10 protein-coding genes are annotated in these 18,061 nt (G+C 62.0%); 1 reads left to right on the top strand and 9 read right to left on the bottom strand.

Going from position 1 to position 18,061, the window contains the following annotated elements; translation table 11 throughout:
• Window positions 1-172: 172 nt before the first annotated feature.
• Window positions 173-844: a helix-turn-helix domain-containing protein gene (locus LPN03_RS03920; protein WP_262453195.1), complete on the top strand. Its 672-nt coding sequence runs from the start codon at window positions 173-175 to the stop codon at window positions 842-844.
• A gap of 93 nt (window positions 845-937) precedes the next feature.
• On the opposite strand, the gene LPN03_RS03925 is transcribed toward LPN03_RS03920, so the two are convergent.
• From LPN03_RS03925 to LPN03_RS03965, 9 genes are all read right to left on the bottom strand, one after another.
• Complete coding sequence (locus tag LPN03_RS03925) at window positions 938-2,146, bottom strand: AI-2E family transporter (RefSeq protein WP_165182783.1); 1,209 nt, start codon at window positions 2,144-2,146, stop codon at window positions 938-940.
• 1,582 nt (window positions 2,147-3,728) lie between these two features.
• On the bottom strand, window positions 3,729-4,628 hold the full coding sequence (locus tag LPN03_RS03930) for an Abi family protein (protein ID WP_262453196.1): 900 nt from the start codon (window positions 4,626-4,628) through the stop codon (window positions 3,729-3,731).
• A gap of 528 nt (window positions 4,629-5,156) precedes the next feature.
• A complete protein-coding gene (locus LPN03_RS03935) occupies window positions 5,157-8,003 on the bottom strand; it encodes a TIM-barrel domain-containing protein (protein ID WP_262453197.1) in 2,847 nt (948 codons plus the stop codon).
• A gap of 59 nt (window positions 8,004-8,062) precedes the next feature.
• Window positions 8,063-11,401: a TIM-barrel domain-containing protein gene (locus LPN03_RS03940; protein WP_262453198.1), complete on the bottom strand. Its 3,339-nt coding sequence runs from the start codon at window positions 11,399-11,401 to the stop codon at window positions 8,063-8,065.
• Window positions 11,402-11,565: 164 nt separating this feature from the next.
• Complete coding sequence (locus tag LPN03_RS03945; RefSeq protein ID WP_262453199.1) at window positions 11,566-13,818, bottom strand: TIM-barrel domain-containing protein; 2,253 nt, start codon at window positions 13,816-13,818, stop codon at window positions 11,566-11,568.
• Window positions 13,815-15,002: a glycoside hydrolase family 15 protein gene (locus tag LPN03_RS03950; RefSeq protein ID WP_262453200.1), complete on the bottom strand. Its 1,188-nt coding sequence runs from the start codon at window positions 15,000-15,002 to the stop codon at window positions 13,815-13,817. Before LPN03_RS03950 ends, LPN03_RS03945 begins: the two co-directional genes overlap by 4 nt.
• 94 nt (window positions 15,003-15,096) lie before the next feature.
• Window positions 15,097-16,347, bottom strand: coding sequence for an ABC transporter substrate-binding protein (locus tag LPN03_RS03955; protein ID WP_262453201.1), 1,251 nt, complete (start codon window positions 16,345-16,347; stop codon window positions 15,097-15,099).
• A 41-nt stretch (window positions 16,348-16,388) separates the two neighbouring features.
• Window positions 16,389-17,204 carry a carbohydrate ABC transporter permease gene (locus LPN03_RS03960; protein ID WP_262453202.1) on the bottom strand — a complete coding sequence of 272 codons (816 nt, stop codon included), beginning with the start codon at window positions 17,202-17,204 and terminating at the stop codon, window positions 16,389-16,391.
• Entirely contained in the window at window positions 17,197-17,961 is a 765-nt protein-coding gene (locus LPN03_RS03965) for a carbohydrate ABC transporter permease (protein ID WP_262453203.1), read from the bottom strand. Before LPN03_RS03965 ends, LPN03_RS03960 begins: the two co-directional genes overlap by 8 nt.
• Window positions 17,962-18,061 lie beyond the last annotated feature (100 nt).

Below are 18,061 nucleotides of genomic sequence, written 5' to 3' on the forward strand. Positions count from 1 at the left end.
CGATTCCGATGACAAACGCTGCAAGAGATCTGGACATCCGGCTCATTATTTGATGGTAGTCGGAGCGGCCCCTCCCGGCCATGGCGGTGTCTTCGCTGCAAGTGTCCAGGAGCGGTAGCATGCCGAGCTGGAGGATATTGAACTGGTCGACGCAGATTTGCAACACCAGTATTTGACGCAGTTGCTCGCCCCTGTCGACCCCTCAAAGTCGGTGCTTCAACGCATCGCGGGGGCCTTGAGGGTCGACATGTCGGCCGATTTCCTTGTGGCGGTCTGCAGTCGAGACGACAGTTTGCCGGTAAAGCGACGTTTTGCCTTGAAATCGCGAAAGAACGACAAGGTTTTCACATACGACCAGAGGCACCACACGCGGGTCATCAAGCGGCGTCGACAGGGGGTGGCGCCCGAGCTGGAATTTGATGACGTGTCGCTGTTTGAGGGAGCGGCAGCGGCCGTGGCACTCCTGTCGGCAGGCTCTGCCAACGTCCGCCCCGCAGTTCTCGCCGCACGGGAGATCATGAGTGATCTCCCGATGGGGTGCACGGGGATCTTCACTCTCGGCGACCGGTGGCAGTCCATTGTCCGCCACCGGATGGCACAGCTCGGGTGTGACCCGGGCCAGTTGGTCCATCCGCTTCTGCGACGGTGCACGGACGCCGAGAGGGAACGGTTGCTGGAGATGGCCGTCGTATACCTGCGCACGGGAAGTCTGGTCAATGCCGCCGTCGAACTGCATTGCCACAGGAACACCATTGTCAATCGCCTGGAGTCTTTTCAGCGACACACTGGGTTGGACTTGCGGCCGCCCGCCGATGCATCAGTCGTGCTCCTCGCGCTCCGGTAATGCCAGGTACGGCACTGGTGCCATCCTGCGCGCAGGTGGGTTTTCTGGGAAACAGGTGTTTTCACTGCGTCCTCCCATCCGTCCATGAGGGGACTATTCCTGCGCCTTGCCGGCAGGGGGGCCAGTGGCCCCGGGAGGCTCGACGGCAGCAGCGGGCGTGTCAGGCGGCGTTGTCGCGAGGGCGTCCCGCCCGGTCCAGACTTTGATGATCGACCAGCCGACGGCGGTGAGCGGTACGGCCAGCAGTGCTCCGACCAGCCCCGCCAGGGTGGTTCCGGCGGCGAGGGCGAGGAGGATGGCAAGGCCGTGGATGCGCAGGACCTTGCCCATGAGCAGGGGCTGGAGGACGTGGTGTTCGAGCTGGTTGGCGCCGACAAGGACGATGAGCACCACCAGGGCCGGGACCGGGCCGTTGAAGATCAGTGCGACGACCACGGCCAGGGTACCGGCGGTGGTGGCGCCTATGATCGGAATGAATCCGCCGATGAATACGAACACGGCCAGCGGCAGCGCCAGGGGCACGCGCATGATGGCCAGGGCCAGGCCGATGATGAGCGCGTCTGTCAATGCCACCAAGGCGGTGCCGCGTACGTATCCGCCCAGCACGACGGCGCCGTGATCGGCCGCGACGTGGGCCTTCGTGCGTTGGGTTGCGGGGAGGAAATCGAACAGGAAGTTGCGGATCCTATCCCCGTCCTTGAGGAGGAAGAACAAGATGACGGCCATCAAGATCGCCCCGACGGCTACCTCGGAGGCCACGCGGAGCCCGGTCAGGGCTTCGTTTCCGAAGGTGGCGCTGAGGATGAATTTTTGTATGGCGTCTCGGGTGGAACTGATTTGGGCGTCGGTGATGGGGTAGGGGCCTTGGACGAGCAGCCCGTGGAGTCGGTCGATGCCGATGTCGGCCTGGGCGGCCAGGTCTTTTGACTGGGAACGGATGAGAAAGACAATGCCGGTGATCACGCCGCCGAAGACCGCCAGGATCGCCACGAATGATGTCAGCACCGCCACGGCCCGGGGCCAGCGGTGTCTGCTCAGCCAATGGACCAAGGGGCTGATCGCCGCGGCAAGGATCATTGAAAGCAGGATTGGGGTGAGGACAAGGGGGACCCGTGTGAGGGCCCAGATGACGCCCGCGACAAGGGCAAGGACCAACAACGCCTGGGCTGATCGGATCGCGGACCGGCCCAGTGCGTCGCCCCAGATCGCGGGCAGTCCTTGTGCGTATCTCCCGCCACGGGCAGCCACCGGGGTTACCGGGGGCAGGGGTTCTGCGGACTCGCCGGATTGAGTTTGCGCCATGGAGGCAATTCTCGCACCGTCGAGGGTCGGATAGTTGCTCCGTTGCCCTGTTGCGCGGCGGGAAGGTCCGTGTACGAGGCCCCGTCCAGCTCGACACCGACGGCGCCGGGGTTTTCCTCCAGGTGCGTGAGCGAACCTGTGCCGGGAACGCACACCATGACCGGTGCGCGGCGCGGCAGCCACGCCAGGGCAAGATGCGGCGTCGTTGCTCCGGGCGCCGGGGCGCTCCCTGAAAGATTCAGCCATGGCGGGCGAGTTCATCGGCGGGCACGGGTGCCAGGGGATAAGTCCAATTCCCGTCCGGCGGCACATTCGGGTACATCCCCGGACGAGGAATCCGCGACGTTGCGGCGGCTCTGCCCGGTCGAGATGGTAGCGAATTTCCCGGCCGCCTTGCTGCCCTCCACGCTGACCAGTAAATATTGCCCTTGCGGGCGAGCAGGGAGCCGCCGGGCTGACCGGAAGAAGGCCGGACAGGAATGGGCCTGCCGTCGCCGTTCGGTTTGCCGGTGGTTCACGGCAAGATGGCCGAATTACGAGGGCTCAAGGTTCGAAGCAGCATCGCTGGGTTTCTGTCCTGCGGGCACGTTCTTGCCCGTCGAAGTATCTATTACCGGCGTGATTAGGACGATCCAGGGGTCAATTTATGCCAGTTACGCCTCCGGGCAGCCCGAGCTCCAGGAAACCTCGGAATCTGGCCACTTTTTGGGCCCAGCTGTCCAAAAAGATGAGGTGGCGGTCATCAAATAGATGAGCGCAAGTGCAAGAAAATCCTGTTGAATAAGATGAGTAAAAGATGGGTGACCGCAATTCTAAGCCCTTGCCGTCGCTGGCCCGGGGGACATAACCGCAGGTCAGGGCCACATTGGTGCCCCGGGTCGGACTCGAACCGACGGCCAAGAGAATCTGACGATCTGGATTTTGATGGGTGCCGTTGATTGTCAAAATCCGCGGCTTTCCGGCATTTTTGTCTGCTTCTGCAGCTTTTGGCATGCAATGGCATGCGGGAGTTTTTGTTTGAATGAGGTGAGTAAAAGATGAGTGGCCCGATTTGAACGTTGAGCGTAATTCGCATTCGCCCCTTCAGTGACTGACAGCCAGGTCCATTTTCAACCGTTATTGGATGGTGGTGGCTGCGGCCAATTCCTATCATTTTACTCCAGGCTTCGAAGCGCGTTCGGGTGAGGGAGGACTGGTCATTATTGGCGGCGAACTGCGGTTCGACTTCGACGTCGGGTATGGGATACGGGGCATTGTCGGGGGTTTTTGATCGCAAGGATCATGTCCAGCGGGTTGCCGGGGGAGCGGCCAGGGTTGTGGTGCGTCAGGGCGCCTTGGTGTGTTTGTCGGCGCGGTGGGTTGTGCGGGTCCAATGCTCACGGGCGTTTCCGTGTGCTGCGGTGGAATTGCCAGGTTCGGGTTCCGCAGGCCCCTGGGCGACGTTGCCGTGGTGGGCTTGCCTGTCCATACGACAAGGGACATGCGGCTAGCTGGGAGGTGCCCTTCCTCTACGGTCAAAAGGTCATGCCTGAGATGGTCCATGCCCACGGTGTGGCGTCGGGTTGTTGTTCCTCTCCGTGATTTACGGGTGCCAGAGTGACAGGGATTCCCAGCCTTCCCGTGCCCCCGTCGATCCAATGGTCATCCCACTGGCCGTGGGAAAGGACCGCAGCGTCGCGGGAAGCAGGCGGGGGTTCGCGCCAAGGGTGAATGAGGCGAGGTGCTGAAGCAGGGTGAGCATCGCGAAGGTCGTGTCCTTCAGCGGGGCGATGAATTCCAGGGAGTCGCCGTGGCCCCGGTCGGGGAGTTTGGGGGTCAGTGAGTAGTAGCGGTTGTAGAAGCGCCCGTGGTGGGCGCAGACGTTGCGTAGGACGTTCAAGGCGCGCAACCACGATTTGAGTTGTGCGGCATTGAGCCCGAAATGCTGGGCGACTTCATCGCGCACGATGAGAGGGGCGAAGCTGAAGAGGTAGGAGAGGCCGCCCCAGTCGAGAACGTCGACGGCAACCCAGATGGGGATGATCCCGTGTCGGTTGTTGCGATGGTGGATGATGAAGTCTTCGCGTGAGTCCGCTTCTTGGCGGTCGAGTTTGGCGAGCCATTTTGGATAGTCCTGGGACCGGTCGATGGATAGGAGTCCGGGCTTGCGATGGATCAAGGGGTCAACAGCGCCTAGCGCGTACCCCATCAAGGCGCGGAGATAGGTTTCCACGTGCTGGACCACGGCGAAGGTTGACGATCGGAGCCGGTTGTCGAACTCCCACAGCGATTGAACCTGGGCCAGCGACGTTCCCGGGCGAAACTGGCCGGTTCGCGCGCCGCCGGGGGCTTTTAGGCGGAATGGATACGAGTAGCCGCTGAGCGTGTAGTAGCCGGCCCGCTGCAGAAGTGCCAAGGCAGACATGGTGTCCTCAACGTGCATGCCGCGCCGCTTGAGAAGGTCCAGTTGGTCAGAATAGGATTTGTGCGGTTTGGGATCCATCCACTTACTCTCATCACCAGTGAAAAGTAAAGACCGGCCCTGGACCCCTAAGGGCGGAACCGGTCGTGTTGCAATAAATTTACCACAGAACTTGGACTGACTGAGCCGGCGATCTCACTACCAGCGTCGAGGACACGCCTGCAAAACGTTGCTGGGTACCGACTTGTTTTTGCAGACAGGGAGCTTTGAGTGCTCGCCCCATGAAGAAATCATGGTTACCGCCACGGGTCACTTTAACGTTGCAGAGGACAGTGACCTTTGTATTTAGGCAGCCCCGATCTAATTTGCGTCCTCCATGGCGCCTGATCAGTGTGAACGCGCGACGAAACGAATCGTCGGGGCGGGACGAACGGGGCGACAGCAGTGCCGACCAGTGCGCAACGCCCCGAACGATGAAGTTCGATAAAACTTTCATATGCCTCGTCGATTTTACTGGGTCGGGGGCCAGTCCCCCGTCCTCTATGAGGCGAGGGACTGTCAAGGCGTTGCTCCCGCGGCGGGGATGTCGGCGCGTTCCTTCCCGGGACTTCAGAAACCTCCCGTCGTTGGTCCCGCTGAACCGTATGCCGGTGTCGTGAAGGTCGAGTTGGAGCCGGCCTGCCAGGCGTCTGCGGAGGCCGGGTAGTTGGCTTCCTGGCGCTTGATGCACTTCCACTCGATGGAGGTGTTCGGCGGGAGATCGCCGATCGTTCCAGTCCACGTGGGGTAGGAGGTAGCGTCGAGCTTGACGGCGCTGGCTGGCGACCAGTTCCCCAGCTCGGGGACGTTGCCTACTACGTAGACCGACTGCCCGCTGGTTGTGGTGCCGTTCGAGCAGGTGAAACTGGCTGAGGCGGGTGTCTGGCCGAGGGTGAATTGGAACGATTTCGCGGTTCCGACGGGAGTGCTGTCGGATTTGGCGACGACGAGGTTTCCTCCGGCGTTGTACCAGCCGCTGGCGGAGGCATCGAAGGCCGCCTTGTTTGAGTATTGGGTCAGCATTACTCCGTTTAGGGTTACGGCGGAGGCCTGGGTTTCGTCGGTGACGAGCTGGACGACGTTTTGGCGGCTATCGGGCGCCCCGGCGTAGGTGCCGGACGCTGCTGCAATGTTCACAGTTTCAGTGGACCCTGACAGTTGCTGGGTGATGCTGGTGAGGCGTTGCGCGCCCGTCTGATAGTTGATCGACTTGCCGTCGTCTTCGGTGAGGGTGAAGTTTGAGGCGTTGGTGTCGGGGTAGACCTGGGCGACGAGTTCGTTGCGGGTGGTGGCGTCTGTTCGGGCGCCCGTCACGTTCATCGTTTTGTCATCGACGTACATCTTCGGCAGGATCGCTCCGGCCTTGGCAAACGCAGGGAGCTGGAAGACTCCGTTGCTCCACTCGGGCAGGTTGTTGACCCATTGGCCGGTGCTGACATATTTCTTGTTCGTGTGATAGTCGTACCAGGTTCCGGCGGGCAGGTATATGTTTCTCTGCCGTTCGGCCGATGCGGCGACAACGCCGACCAGCATGTTCGGGCCGATCATCTTCTCGCTTCCCATGGATCTGACGTTGGGGTCGTTCTGGTAGTAGTACACCAGCGGCGGGGCGAGGGGGTCCCCGGTACTGTAGGCATTGTGCGCCACGGAGTAGTAGTAGGGCGTGAGCTCGTATCGCTGGCGAAGGTTGGCCAGGTTGCTGGGGACGTCGCCGATCTTGTCCGGGGCTGTTTGCTGGCAGTTGCAGGTGTTGTCGGTGTGGGGGCGGATCGGGACGTCGAACCAGGCTGAATTCGCGAACCACTGGGTGTAGATCTCGTTGATGTCTGACCCGGCGACGGCCTCGTCACGGTGGAATCCGCCGATATCGGAGCCGAAGTAGTCGATGCCGGACATCGACATTTCCATCTGGACATTGGCTTGATCAGCGAGAGCGGTCATCCGGGAGGCAATGTCACCGGACCACATGGCTGCGCCGTCGCGCTGAATGCCTGCTGCTCCCGAGCGGGAGAGTAGGAATGGTCGCTGGGTTGAAGATGCGGCGGTGTACCCTTTTGCGACGCTGTTGGCCCATTCAAGGGCATACAAGTTGTGGTAATCGGCGTGGGCGTTCTTACCGGGAAGCAGACCGGCGGTCCAGTCGTTGGGGTCGTACATCTCGGGTTCACCGAGATCGAGCCAGTGGCCGAGAATGCCCATGTTGACGAGGGGTTGCTCCTTGGTCGCGGCCCAGTAGGCGCCGGCGGCCAGCTGAGTTCTGTCGATCATGCTTCCGCGGCCCCACCAGTCATTGGCGGTGAGGTAGACGGGGGCGCAGGTGGAGCAGCCGGCGCGGGCCAGGTAGCCTTGATTGGCCAGATTGGTGTACTCGGGGAGTCCCTTGCCGATGTATGACTCTTCGATGGTCATCAGGCCGATGCCTTGGACGTCGCGGTAGTCGGCGATCTTGGAGGCGGCGTTGGGGAAGTTTGTCGGGTCGAACTGGAGGGTGCCCATTTTGGTGTTGTCAGAGCCGGCCGTGACGCCGCCGAACCATTGCAGGTCGAGCATGAATCCGTCCACGGGAAATTTATCGGCGCGCAGGCCGGCCAAGGTGTTGTCGATCTCTGCCCAGTTTTTGTACCCGTATTCGGAGTTCCAGAGCCCGAATGCTTTCTGTGGGGGCACGGGCGGGTGGCCTGTGAGGTCCATGTAGCTCTTGCGCAGGTCGGGCAGGCTGGGACCGGTCATGACGAACCAACGCAGCTGGTCACCGTAAGTGTCCATGGTCCAGGGGTCCGCGGTGAGGTTCCAGTCTTGTTTGTAGACCTGGTCGACGAAGAGCCCGTAGTTGGCGTTGTTGGCGCCGACGGCGAAGAGCACAGGGATCTGGGTGTTGCCGACTGGGCCATTGTCGACGTCGTAGGTCATGGTGTTGCCGTAGGCGCCGGGGGAGGAACGGTCGACGCCGACCCTGTTGCCGTCCGCGTTGCCTCCGGTGAAAAATTCTTCGCCGAGGCCGTAGGCGTTCTGCATGGAGGACTTGGTGAAGGACAACCCCTTCCACGCTGAGGTCAGGTTCCGTGGGCAGACTGTGTGCAGCAGCAGTGCCGGTGTCCGGGTCGTGTCCGTGACGTCGGCGCACATGGTTGTGGTGTCGACACTGACCAGGATGTGCGCCGTGGTTAGGGTCGAGGCGGTCTGGGTGAAGGCAGTGGGGCCTGCGTAGCTGGTCGATGAGACTTGGTCGGTGGTGGGTATTGCGACTCCGGCGCCAGGCCCGGATCCGGTCCCCATCTCGAAGTGAACTAGGTCGTCACTGAGGGCTTCCACGACCAGGTAGTCACCGGCTCCGGTGAACTGGACGCGCTGGATCCCTGCGGCGTGGGCTGGGACGGCGGTCACGAAGGTTGCCCCGGCGGTTGAGGCAAGCAGCATGAGCACTCCGACGAGGATACCGCTGAGGCTGTTTCGGGGCCGGTCTCGGCACGGGGCGGTCATGGCCGGCCCAGGGTGAGGTTGTCGAGGTTGATTGCGGCTGTGTTGGCGGTGTCGTAGGAGATCTTCACCGAGTGCCGTCCTGAAGTGAGGGTGGCGTTGACGGTGGCGGAGGCCCATGTGTCCCAGTTGGCCAGGGCGGGCAGCGTGAGTGTTCCGATGGAGATCCCGTCGACGTAGACGGTTCGGGTGGCTGGCCCGCCGGTGGCGTTGGCGTAGCGGAAGGTGAGCTGGTGGGTGCCGGTTGCGTTGGCGCTGATGTCGAAGGTAAGGGACGAACCGGCGGCGGTGAAGCCGTCGACGAAGCCGGTGCCGGTGAACCCGGCGTGGTTGGTGTTGGTCGTCGTGCCCGTGGTCGTGGCGAATTCCGCCTCATAGGCGCTCTTGTTGACGCCGGAGATGACGACAGTGCGGGTGGTGGTCCCGGAGGCTATTTTGGCGAGGGTGAACTGCTGGATGGGATCCCAGTACCAGCCCGTTGCAGCGGCGGTGAGGGCGCTGAGCGTGCCAAAGGCGGGCAGTGCGCTTCCGTCTACCGTGACGGTGCTGGGGATGGAGGTGTTGACTTGAAGGGTCGCAGAAGTGGCGAGCGGGGGCACTGTGGCGGTGACCTGATGGCTGCCCCAGTTCTCAGTGCTGGTGACCTGCTTGACGGTACCGGCTGCGTCGTCGAAGTAGTCGGCCGAGGTAGATCCTGCGGGGTAGATCCGGAAGACAAGGTTGGTGTAGTTGTAGACGTCGTTGCCGATGCTTCCCCCGTATTCGTAGTTGGCGTTGAGGTTTAGCGGAATGATCGCGCCGTCGCGGGCGTAGACCGGGATGGCGGAGGTGTCGGCGGTGTAGGTCTTGTTGCCGGGACCGGATGCTTTGCCGCCGTTGATGACGTCATACCATTCCCCTCCGGGGAGGTAGAGCGTGACCGAGGTCGCCCCCTGGAAAGTGATGGGGGCCACGAGCAGCTGGCGGCCGAACATGTACTGCAAGTCCAGGGGCGCTGCCGCGGCGTCGCCGGGGAAGGCCAGCCGCATGGTTTGGAGAAGTGGCAACCCGGTCAGGGAGGCATTTTTGGCCTCGGTGTAGATGTAGGGAACCAGGTTCATCCGCGTGTTGGCGAACTTGCGGAATGTGGGGATCACCGTAGTGTCGCCCGTGCGGGCCTGGACGTTCCATGGGGTTCGGGCCTCCGAGGGGCTGGGATCGGATTTCTCGGAGTGGTACTGCATTATTGGGGAGTAGGTTTGCTGGGCGGCGGCCCGGAGGTAGAGCTCGCTGCTGGGGAAGGTCCCGGTGAATCCGGCCATGTCCCACGCCCAGAAAGGAATTCCGGACTCCCCGCCGCTCAAGCCTGCCCGCAGGGCCTGCTGGAAGGCCGAGAACGTTGAGGCTTGATCGCCGGCCCAGTAGATGGAGTGTGCCTGCGCGCCTGCGGTTCCGCCGCGGCTGAACAGGACCCCGTTTCCGCCTTTCTTGTTTTGGACGTAGCTGCCGTAGGCGCCGGTGTAGGCGTTGGTGTATCCGTTGTGCATCTCGTCGCCTTTGCGGCCGTCGAAGAATGAAGCGTTGCGGCCGAAGACCATTTCGCCGCCGTCCGTCTTCATTCCGTCGATGCCGACGTCGTCGAAGAGGTAGGCGCGCTTGCTCATCCACCAGGCGGTCGCGGCGGCGTTGGTGAAGTCCGGCATGGTGCTGTCGCCGAACCATTCCCCGGTGGGGATCCGGTATTGTCCGCCTGCCCCGTCTCCGATCAGGTAGCCCTGGGTGGAGGCGTAGCTCTCGTCGTTGAGGTGTTGTTGCGGTGCCGTGGCGGGGTTGGTATTAAAGTCTTGCTTGAGTACTGGGATCTGCCACAGGACGACTTTGATGTTCTGGGCGTGGGCGGCGGAAACCATGGCCTTGGGGTCATTCCATTCGCCGCCGGAAGGGAAGGTGAGGTCGGAATAGGCAAGGGCGCCGCTGCCAGGTTTGGCCGTGTAGGTGGCGCCATGCCAGACGTAGAAGGTGGCCTCGTCGCTCCACTGCTCCAGGACCAGAACGCTGTGGGGGATGTTGTTGCTGGTGACGTTGGCGAGCTCGTTCGTGACCTCGGTCTGGGTGTTCCACTCGTTGGCGGACATCCATAAACCAAAGGCCCATTTTGGGGGCAGCCAGGGGCGTCCGGTGAGAGAGGTGTAGGCGTCCAGGATGTTTCCCTGGGTACCGGTGAGGAAGTGGTAGTCGACGGTGGAGCCGAGGGATCCACCAGTGTCGATGGTGAAGCCGACCATGTCAGAGAGATAGGTGCACACGTTGAATAGCGAGTAGCGAGTGCTGGGGACGTACACGCCATAGCCTGCGGAATTGGTGAAGAACGGAACCGACATGTAGGTCCGGTGTGTGGGGCCTTGGTCCTGGTACTGGTTATAGACGTAGTTGTCGACGTCGTGGCCGCGTTGGTCCAGGTAGTCGTATCGTTCGCCGAAGCCCTCGAACCGTTCCCCTGAGGGGGTCAGCCAGTGGTCCTCGATTTTGGTAACTGTGGTGGCGCCGTCGCTCGCCCATCCGGTGTTGCGGAATGTGGCCGGGTCGTACTGCTGGGCAATCAGGGTGGTGCCGTCGGCCTTGTAAACCGAGACCCGGTAGGGGCTCTTCTGGATCTTCACCTGCAGTGCGCTGGTGGTCAGTTGCAACGTGGTGGCGGTGTCGGTGACGGTGTAACCCGTGGCGCCCGTGATATTCAGGCCTGTGCCGTTGGGTGCGATCTGGACGTGGAAGCGGTCTGGTGCGGGGAAGGTGTAGCGGATCTTGGGGGAGAAGCTTCCGGACGTGTCACTGACTGAGACATCGACCGAGGTGGCGTTGTCGGTGTAACCGCTAACGTTGCCGGTGCCTGACCAGTCGGTGACGGCGAAGCTGAACGGTCCGCTGGCGATCGCGCCTGTACCGTCAACGTTGGCGTGCACGGTGTAAGTGATCTGGTCGCCCTTCGCGAAGGTGCCGAGGTTGACCTTCCAGTAGCTGTTGTTGCCATTGTTGTAGTCGAAAGAGCAGCCAACATCGGTCTGGGCGATCCCGTTCTTCGTCCAGGACACCCAGCACGTCTGTCCGGGAGAAACCGGCCATGTCGCCGAGTGTAGCTGGACGGCCTGGGCGGACATCGGGTCGCGCGGACCGCGTTCGGTCGGCGTAGTGCTGTACAGCTGGTCGTAACCGGTGGGTCCGTGGAAGACGCCACTGATTGAGTCGGCGAGGGCCGGGGCGGGGCGTACGACCGCTGGCAGCAGACTGAGCGGCACGGCGCCTAGGATGCCGAGGATGGCGACGCGGCGGGAGACCGTTGGTGGGACTGGATTGGAAATCATTGTCCTGCTCTCTTTCCTTTGGAGGTGTGCCCATCTGCTTCTGAGGGGTTGATTAGGGCCGATTGGCGCCTGTCGAAGCGGATGGTCGATTCGGACAGTTGGTAGTCCTTGACGCCAGCGGCCCCGTTCGCCTCGGCGTTGGCGGGGGTCACCCGGTGGCGGTCTCAGTCCGTCGTCGTGAAGATGTCTTTCATGTTGTTCCATGCTGCTGCCCTGACAAAGATGGGAATCCGGTTCAAGGGTGCAGGCACCTTGACCGTCCGCTGGCCGGAATGTGTTTCCCCGGTCCAGGCATCGACCCATTCCCCTTTGGGGAGGTAGGCCGTCCATGTTCGGGCTCCCTCTTCGGTAACGGGTGCGACGAGGAGGTCTTCCCCGAGCATCCATTGCAGCGGGTGCTCCCATACTTCTTGGTCTTCGATATTGTCGAAGTAGAGTGGGCGCATGAGTGGGGCCCCGGTGTCGATCGCTCTGCCGGCTTGTTGGGCCAGGTAGGGGATGAGGCGTTCGCGCAGTTCGACGAGTTCGCGGAAGGTGGGGATGACGCTGTGGTCGCCGCTTGTTGCCTGAATGTTCCACGGGGTGCGGTCCCGGGAGGGTTTGCGATGGTGGTTGAACTCGGAGTGGTATTGCATGATGGGCACGAATGCGGCTGCCGCGGCCGACCGGAGGTAAAGCTCCACGCTCGGGACGTCGCCGGAAAAGCCGGCGAAGTCCCAGCCCCAGTAGAGAACGCCGCAGGCTGAGGCGGAAAGCCCGGCGAACAGGGACCAGCGGAATGCGTCCCAGGTGGAATTCTCGTCCCCTGCCCAGAACGCGCCGTGGGCCTGGGAACCGGTAAAGCCTGCACGGCTGAAGGTGATGGGGGCCTTGCCGGCGGATTCAAGCAGATCGCCGTAGGCCTTGGCGTACGCTACCGGGAAGAGGTTGTTTCCTTCGTCTCCGCGCTTGCCGTTGAGGTAGTGGAGTTCTTCGCCCCAGGCGTGTTCTCCGCCGTCGGTCTTGAACCCGTCGATGCCGACTTCCTCGACGAGGTAGCGGCGTTTCTCGGTCCACCACCGGGATGCTTCCGGGTCGGTGAGGTCCGGCATGAGGCTGAGCGGGAACCACCATCCCCGGTTCCGGTAGGGACGCAGGTGCCCGTCGGGGGCTTCTTCCTGGATGAGCCGTCCTTCGCGAATCGCGGCCTCCGCGTCGAAGCGGGCTTGTCCTTGCGGGTGGGGGCGCATTTTGATCAGTGGGATCTGCCATAGGACAACGCGGATGTCCCGGGCGTGAAGGTCATCGACCATGGCTTTCGGGTCGGGCCAGGCGCCGTGTTCGGGAAAGGTGAAGTCGCTGAGGCGGTGTGGTGAACCGTCGGGGGTTGGTTCGTATTCGGCGTCGCGGAACGCTGTGAAGGTGGCTTCGTCGCTCCAGGCTTCGATGACGACGGATCCGACGGGAATTCTCGTCTCCCGATGGAGGTCCATTTGGCGCATGACTTCGGCTTGGGTGTTCCATTCGTTGCCGCTGGCCCAGAGCTTGAACACCCAGTCGGGGAGCTCCTTGGCGCTGCCGGTGGTCGACAGGAAGGACTTCAGGACCGTGGTCGGGGTCCCGTCGAAAAACCTCAGATTCAATAGGGTGTCCCCGGTTAGGGGTTCGGGGCCGACCTCGGCTTCAATAAGGAGTCGGTCTTTGTCGGAGGCTCCAATGTCGTACCAGGTCCGTCTGGAGGTTTCGAGGTGGAATCCCCAACCATCCCCGCCGACGACGTGGGCGAAGGGCATTGGCAGGTATGTTTTCCGGTTCGCTCCCTGGCTTTTGTATTGTTCAAAGACGACGGCGTCCAGCGTGGTTCCGCGGTGTTCGAGGGCATCAAAGCGCTCCCCGAAGCCGGTGACGCGCTCGTTGCGGTCCAGGGGGAGGGAGAAACGAATGCGCAGCGGCCGGACACCGTCGTGTAGTACCTCCACGGATTCGGGGACGACCCGGTCCCTTCCCGTGACGCTAAGGGCCTGGCTGGCCGGTGACCAGCTGGCGGTGCTGTAGGTGAACCATCGGGTCGTTTCTTCCCCGCCGCTGCTGGACCGGGCCGTGAAGCGGTACCTGCATGTTGTCCGGGCCTGCGCCGGCCCGAGGGTTACTTGCCAGCCGCTGGCCGATCGGGCGAGTTTGGCTTGGGCGGAGGCGAGGTGGCCGCCGTCGATGACCTGGCCGCGGGATGCCGCGGGAACCCGGGTGAGGTTTTCAGTTGTTTTGGTGACGGTGCCGTTACTGTCGGTGACTTCAAGCTCACAGGCCACGTCGCTGAGGCCGGGTGAGGTTCGCACGCCGAGGGTGACTGGTTCCCCGGCGACGGGGTGGGAGGGGCTGCGTTGTTCGGTGTCGTCAACGTAGGGGTGGCCGGAACCGAGGGGTTTGTGGCGAATCATTGGGCATTTTCTTTCGCTGCGGGAACGGGGGACGGATCGGGCGTTACATGGGGCATGTCGAGCGCGATGGCCAGACGCACGAACATGGCGTGACTCCACAGCAGCGGACTTGCCGAGGGCCCCCACCGTTCGATCCAGGGTTGAAGGTGATCGGGGGCAAGAAGGTGGGCCTGAACTTGTTCGGGGAGTTCTTCATTCTCACGGGCCGCTGAGGCGGCCCAGTTCAGTAGTTCGTGGGCTCTTCCCTGGTTGCCGGCAGCGGTGTGGGCCAGCCCGAGGAAGCAGCTGAGCAGGGGCCATTGGCCGCCGCCATAGTAGGTGTCGGCCAGATACCGGTGAACTCCGTTGCCGACGGTGAGCTGCTCTTCAATGGCCGCAATCGTTCCATTTGCCAAGGGAGTGTGGAGGGCAAGGAAGTTCATCGGTGCAATGAGGGCAAGGAGGCTGGCATCCACGGCCGTGGTTCCCAGCCATTTCGTCAGGTGGTTCTCCCGTGCACCGTCCTGTTGGACCAGCCGACGGATCTGCTCCGCGGTCGATCCGGCCAGGTCGGCGGACGGCTGCTCTATCCATCCGGTGTGGCTGATTTTTTCCAGGCCAGCGGCGAGGCAGCCCAGAGTGCTCACGTGCACGTGTTGGGCTGATTCCTCCCACCAGTCGTAGCAGGGGCGCTGCCAGGACGCGGAAAGGTAGTCAATGGTGAGCGTTATGGAATTTGACCAGCGTTCCAGGGGCCGGCCGTGGCGGGCGCTGTGCTCGGCCAGTGCCCAAAGCCAGGTGCCGTACCCGTCGAGTTGAAAGTCCCACCATTCATCGTTTCCTTCGGCGCCGTCGATGGTGAATCGGGTGGGGAGCATGTTTTCATCGGCCGGCGGCCGGCCTGCCAAGCTCTCGGACACAATGTGTTGGATCCTTGCGGCGCGGGACGTCAGGACGTTGGAGCACCAGTCAAAGAATCGTTCGGCTGATTCGATTTGCCCTGCGGCCGACATGGCGTCAGCGATGAACGAGCCATCACGAAACCAGCAGTAGCCGGCGTAGGCGGAAAACGAGGGGCTCGCGGGGTAGGCGCCGCCGGGGTCCTGTTGTTCCAGGATTAGCTCGATGCCGGATTTGACCATCGCGCTGACATCTGCTGCCATGCCGGGGGTTTTTGTTGATTCTGTCTTGGACTTGTCGGTCATGGGCTTCTCTTTCAGATGGGGGGCGGGTCGCGGTGTCGGAAGTTGTCCGTGTCGCCGCGGCCCGCTCTCCGGCCGTGTACGGGTTGTGCCCGTCTTATTTCAGGAGTGCATTGATTTGGTCTGCCGCGCCTTTGAGGGCGTCGGCGGCGCTGGAGCGCTTGGCTTCGACTTCACCGAGGGCGTTGGTGATGATGTCGACCATTTTTTGCTGGTTGTCGCCGATGACCGGGGGGAGCACGACCTGGTCAAGGGCGTCGAAAATGGCTTGGCGGTTTGCCGGCTTGCCCTTTGCCAGGTAGGGCTTGAGGACGGAGTCATCGGAAGTGGCCGGGAGTTCCCATCCTGCGCTGATGCGGGTCTGTGCCATGACGTTCGAGCTGGTCATGTATTCGGCCCATTTCTGGGCTGCGGCCTTGTTCTTGGTGTTGGCAGATACCGCGATGGCGTTGGAGAATTCCGCACTTGCTTTTTGTGTGTCGCCCGGTTCGACGACAATGTCCCAGTTTTTGGGTGAATCGGAGAAACTGCTCGCCACCCAAATGCCGCTGTGGAGCATGCCGAGTTTGCCGTCCTTGAAAAGTTTCGTGTCAAAGTCCGGGGTGCCGGCGCCCTGGGCGGGTGTGGGCATGGTGGTTCCGCTCTTGCCCGCCAGCCATTCTGCGGCCTTGATGCCTTGGGGCGAGTTGAACGCGACGGATTTTCCGTCGTCGTTGAGGAACTTGCCACCGGTTTGGGCCAGTGCCTTGTAGAACTCGTAAAAGCTCACGTTCTGAAAGTCACCATAGACGCCGGCTGCGCTGTTGGTGATTTTCTTTGCTGCAGCGGTTTCGTCGGCCCACGTCCAGCTGGCTGTGGGATAGGAGACCTTGGCGGCGTCGAAGAGTGCCTTGTTGTAATAAAGGACGACGTCGGAGAATGAGCTGGGGAGTGCGTACTGCTTGCCGTCTGACTGGTATGACTTCAGCAGGGACTGCTTGTACTTGGAACCGTCGACTCCGTCGAGGCTGGCTACTGCCCCGTTGGCCACGTAGGAGCTCAGGTTCGCGTATTCGATGTCGAAGGTGTCCGCCTGGGTCCCTGCAGCCAGGTCGGTCTGGAGAGCGGTGGTGTAGTCCTTGTAGGGCAGGGTCGTGACTTGGACGGTGATGTTGGGGTTGGCCTTTTCGAAGGCCTGAACGATGGTGTCAAGGTTCTTCTCGTTGCCTCCGTTGGAGGTGAAGTTTGAGTACTTGACGGTTACTTTTGCAGTGCTGGAACTGTCGGTGCTGGCTGCGGATCCGCAGCCCGACATGGCGAGGATTGCGGCGAGTGCCAGGCCCAGCGATGCCAGGGGCTTCTTGTTCATGTGTTTCTCCGTTGGTTAAGGGGGAAGCAAGACGGTCCGGTCTATTTGAGTCCGGTTCCCGCGACCCCCTGGATGATGTATTTCTGGGTAAAGATGTAGAGGGCCAGCATGGGCAGGATGCTCACCACTGATCCGGCCATGACGATGTCCCATTGGGTCGTGTACTGGCCCTGGAGTCCTGCCAACGCCACCGGGAGGGTCTTCATGGCCGGGGTGCGCAGGATGATGAGGGGCCATAGGAAGCTGTTCCAGCTGTTCAGGAACGCGAAGACCGTCAGTGTCGCCAGTGCCGGGCGGACCAGGGGCAGAACGATGAACCCGAAGATCCGGAAATGCCCGGCCCCGTCCAGTGTCGCCGCCTGGTCCAGGTCCTGCGGCACCGAATTCATGGCCTGCCGCAGAAGGAACACGCCGAATGCGCTGGCAACCCCTGGCAACAGCACGCCGAGGTAGCTGTCGATGAGGCCCAGGGTTTTCATTTCCACAAACAACGGGACCACCAGAACTTGAAGCGGAACCATCATGGTGGCCAGGTACACGGCGAATACCGCGTTGCGTCCCTTGAACGGCATCCGGGAAAAGACATATGCGGCCAGTGAGCTGGTGACAAGCTGGAAAAACGTCGTCAGGACAGCCAGCATGAGGCTATTGAGCAGTATTTGGGCAAAGGGAAGGCGTTGGAGCAGTTGGGTGTAGGCGGACAGTGATGGGTTTTTGGGAATCAGCTGCGGTGTGGCAGAGAGTCCGGCGCCTGGGCTGATGGAGGTGACAAACGCCCACACGAACGGCAGGACCATCAGGATCGCACCCGCGAAGACGAGGAGATTCAACACGATCGAGGGACGCTGCTTATGCATAGTGGACCCATTTCTTTTGACCGCGGACTTGGATCAGCGTGATGGCCAGGATGAACAGGAATAGCAGCCACGACAGTGCGGACGCTTCGCCGGCCCTGCCGTATCGGAAGGTCAGGTCGTAAATTTGCTGCACGACGACCTGTGAAGAGTTGTTGGGACCGCCGCCGGTCATGGCATAGACCTGGTCAAAGACTTGGAATCCGTTGATCAGCGACAACACCACGACAAAGAACGTCGAGGGGGACAGCATGGGAAGGGTAATGCTGAACAGGCGTCGCCAGCGGCCGGCGCCGTCGACCGTCGCCGCCTCAAACAATTCCTCCGGAATTCCCTGGAGGCCGGCAAGCAGGATCACCATGACAAAGCCAAGGTCCTTCCACGCCGACGCCAGGATGATCGACGGCATGGACCATGCCGGATCTGTCCACCAACCGGGCCCCGCGATACCGATGAGTCCAAGGAGCCAGTTGACGATTCCCGTGCTGGGGTTGAGCAGCCAACGCCAAACTAGTGCAACGACGATCCAGCTGGTGACCACGGGGAGGAAGTAGAACCCCCGCATCAGGTTCCGTCCCTTGATGCGGGAATTGAGGGCCAGTGCAATGGCCAGCCCGCCGATGTAGACCAGGGGCAGGTAGCCGATGATGTAGTAAATGGTGTGCAGGAAGGCGCCTTGCGTCCCGGGGTCGGTGAGAAGCTTGGTGTAGTTGCCCAGTCCCACCCATTTCATCGGACCAACAAGGTTCCATTTGTTCAAGCTGATCCATAAGGCGGAGAACATGGGAATGATCGTGAAGAACAGCAATGGCACCGCGCTCGGTATGAGGAAGACAGCGACGGCCAGCGCATATTTGAGA

Origin of the sequence: Arthrobacter sp. A2-55 (assembly GCF_025548615.1) — a bacterium.
Taxonomy (GTDB): Bacteria; Actinomycetota; Actinomycetes; order Actinomycetales; family Micrococcaceae; genus Specibacter; species Specibacter silviterrae.

Bases quoted from the DNA above. Each gene is read 5' to 3' on its own strand.
- LPN03_RS03955 (WP_262453201.1), bottom strand. From the start codon at position 16,347: ATGAACAAGAAGCCCCTGGCATCGCTGGGCCTGGCACTCGCCGCAATC.
- LPN03_RS03930 (WP_262453196.1), bottom strand. From the start codon at position 4,628: ATGGATCCCAAACCGCACAAATCCTATTCTGACCAACTGGACCTTCTC.
- LPN03_RS03950 (WP_262453200.1), bottom strand. From the start codon at position 15,002: ATGACCGACAAGTCCAAGACAGAATCAACAAAAACCCCCGGCATGGCA.
- LPN03_RS03925 (WP_165182783.1), bottom strand. From the start codon at position 2,146: ATGGCGCAAACTCAATCCGGCGAGTCCGCAGAACCCCTGCCCCCGGTA.
- LPN03_RS03960 (WP_262453202.1), bottom strand. From the start codon at position 17,204: ATGCATAAGCAGCGTCCCTCGATCGTGTTGAATCTCCTCGTCTTCGCG.
- LPN03_RS03940 (WP_262453198.1), bottom strand. From the start codon at position 11,401: ATGATTTCCAATCCAGTCCCACCAACGGTCTCCCGCCGCGTCGCCATC.
- LPN03_RS03945 (WP_262453199.1), bottom strand. From the start codon at position 13,818: ATGATTCGCCACAAACCCCTCGGTTCCGGCCACCCCTACGTTGACGAC.
- LPN03_RS03935 (WP_262453197.1), bottom strand. From the start codon at position 8,003: ATGCTGCTTGCCTCAACCGCCGGGGCAACCTTCGTGACCGCCGTCCCA.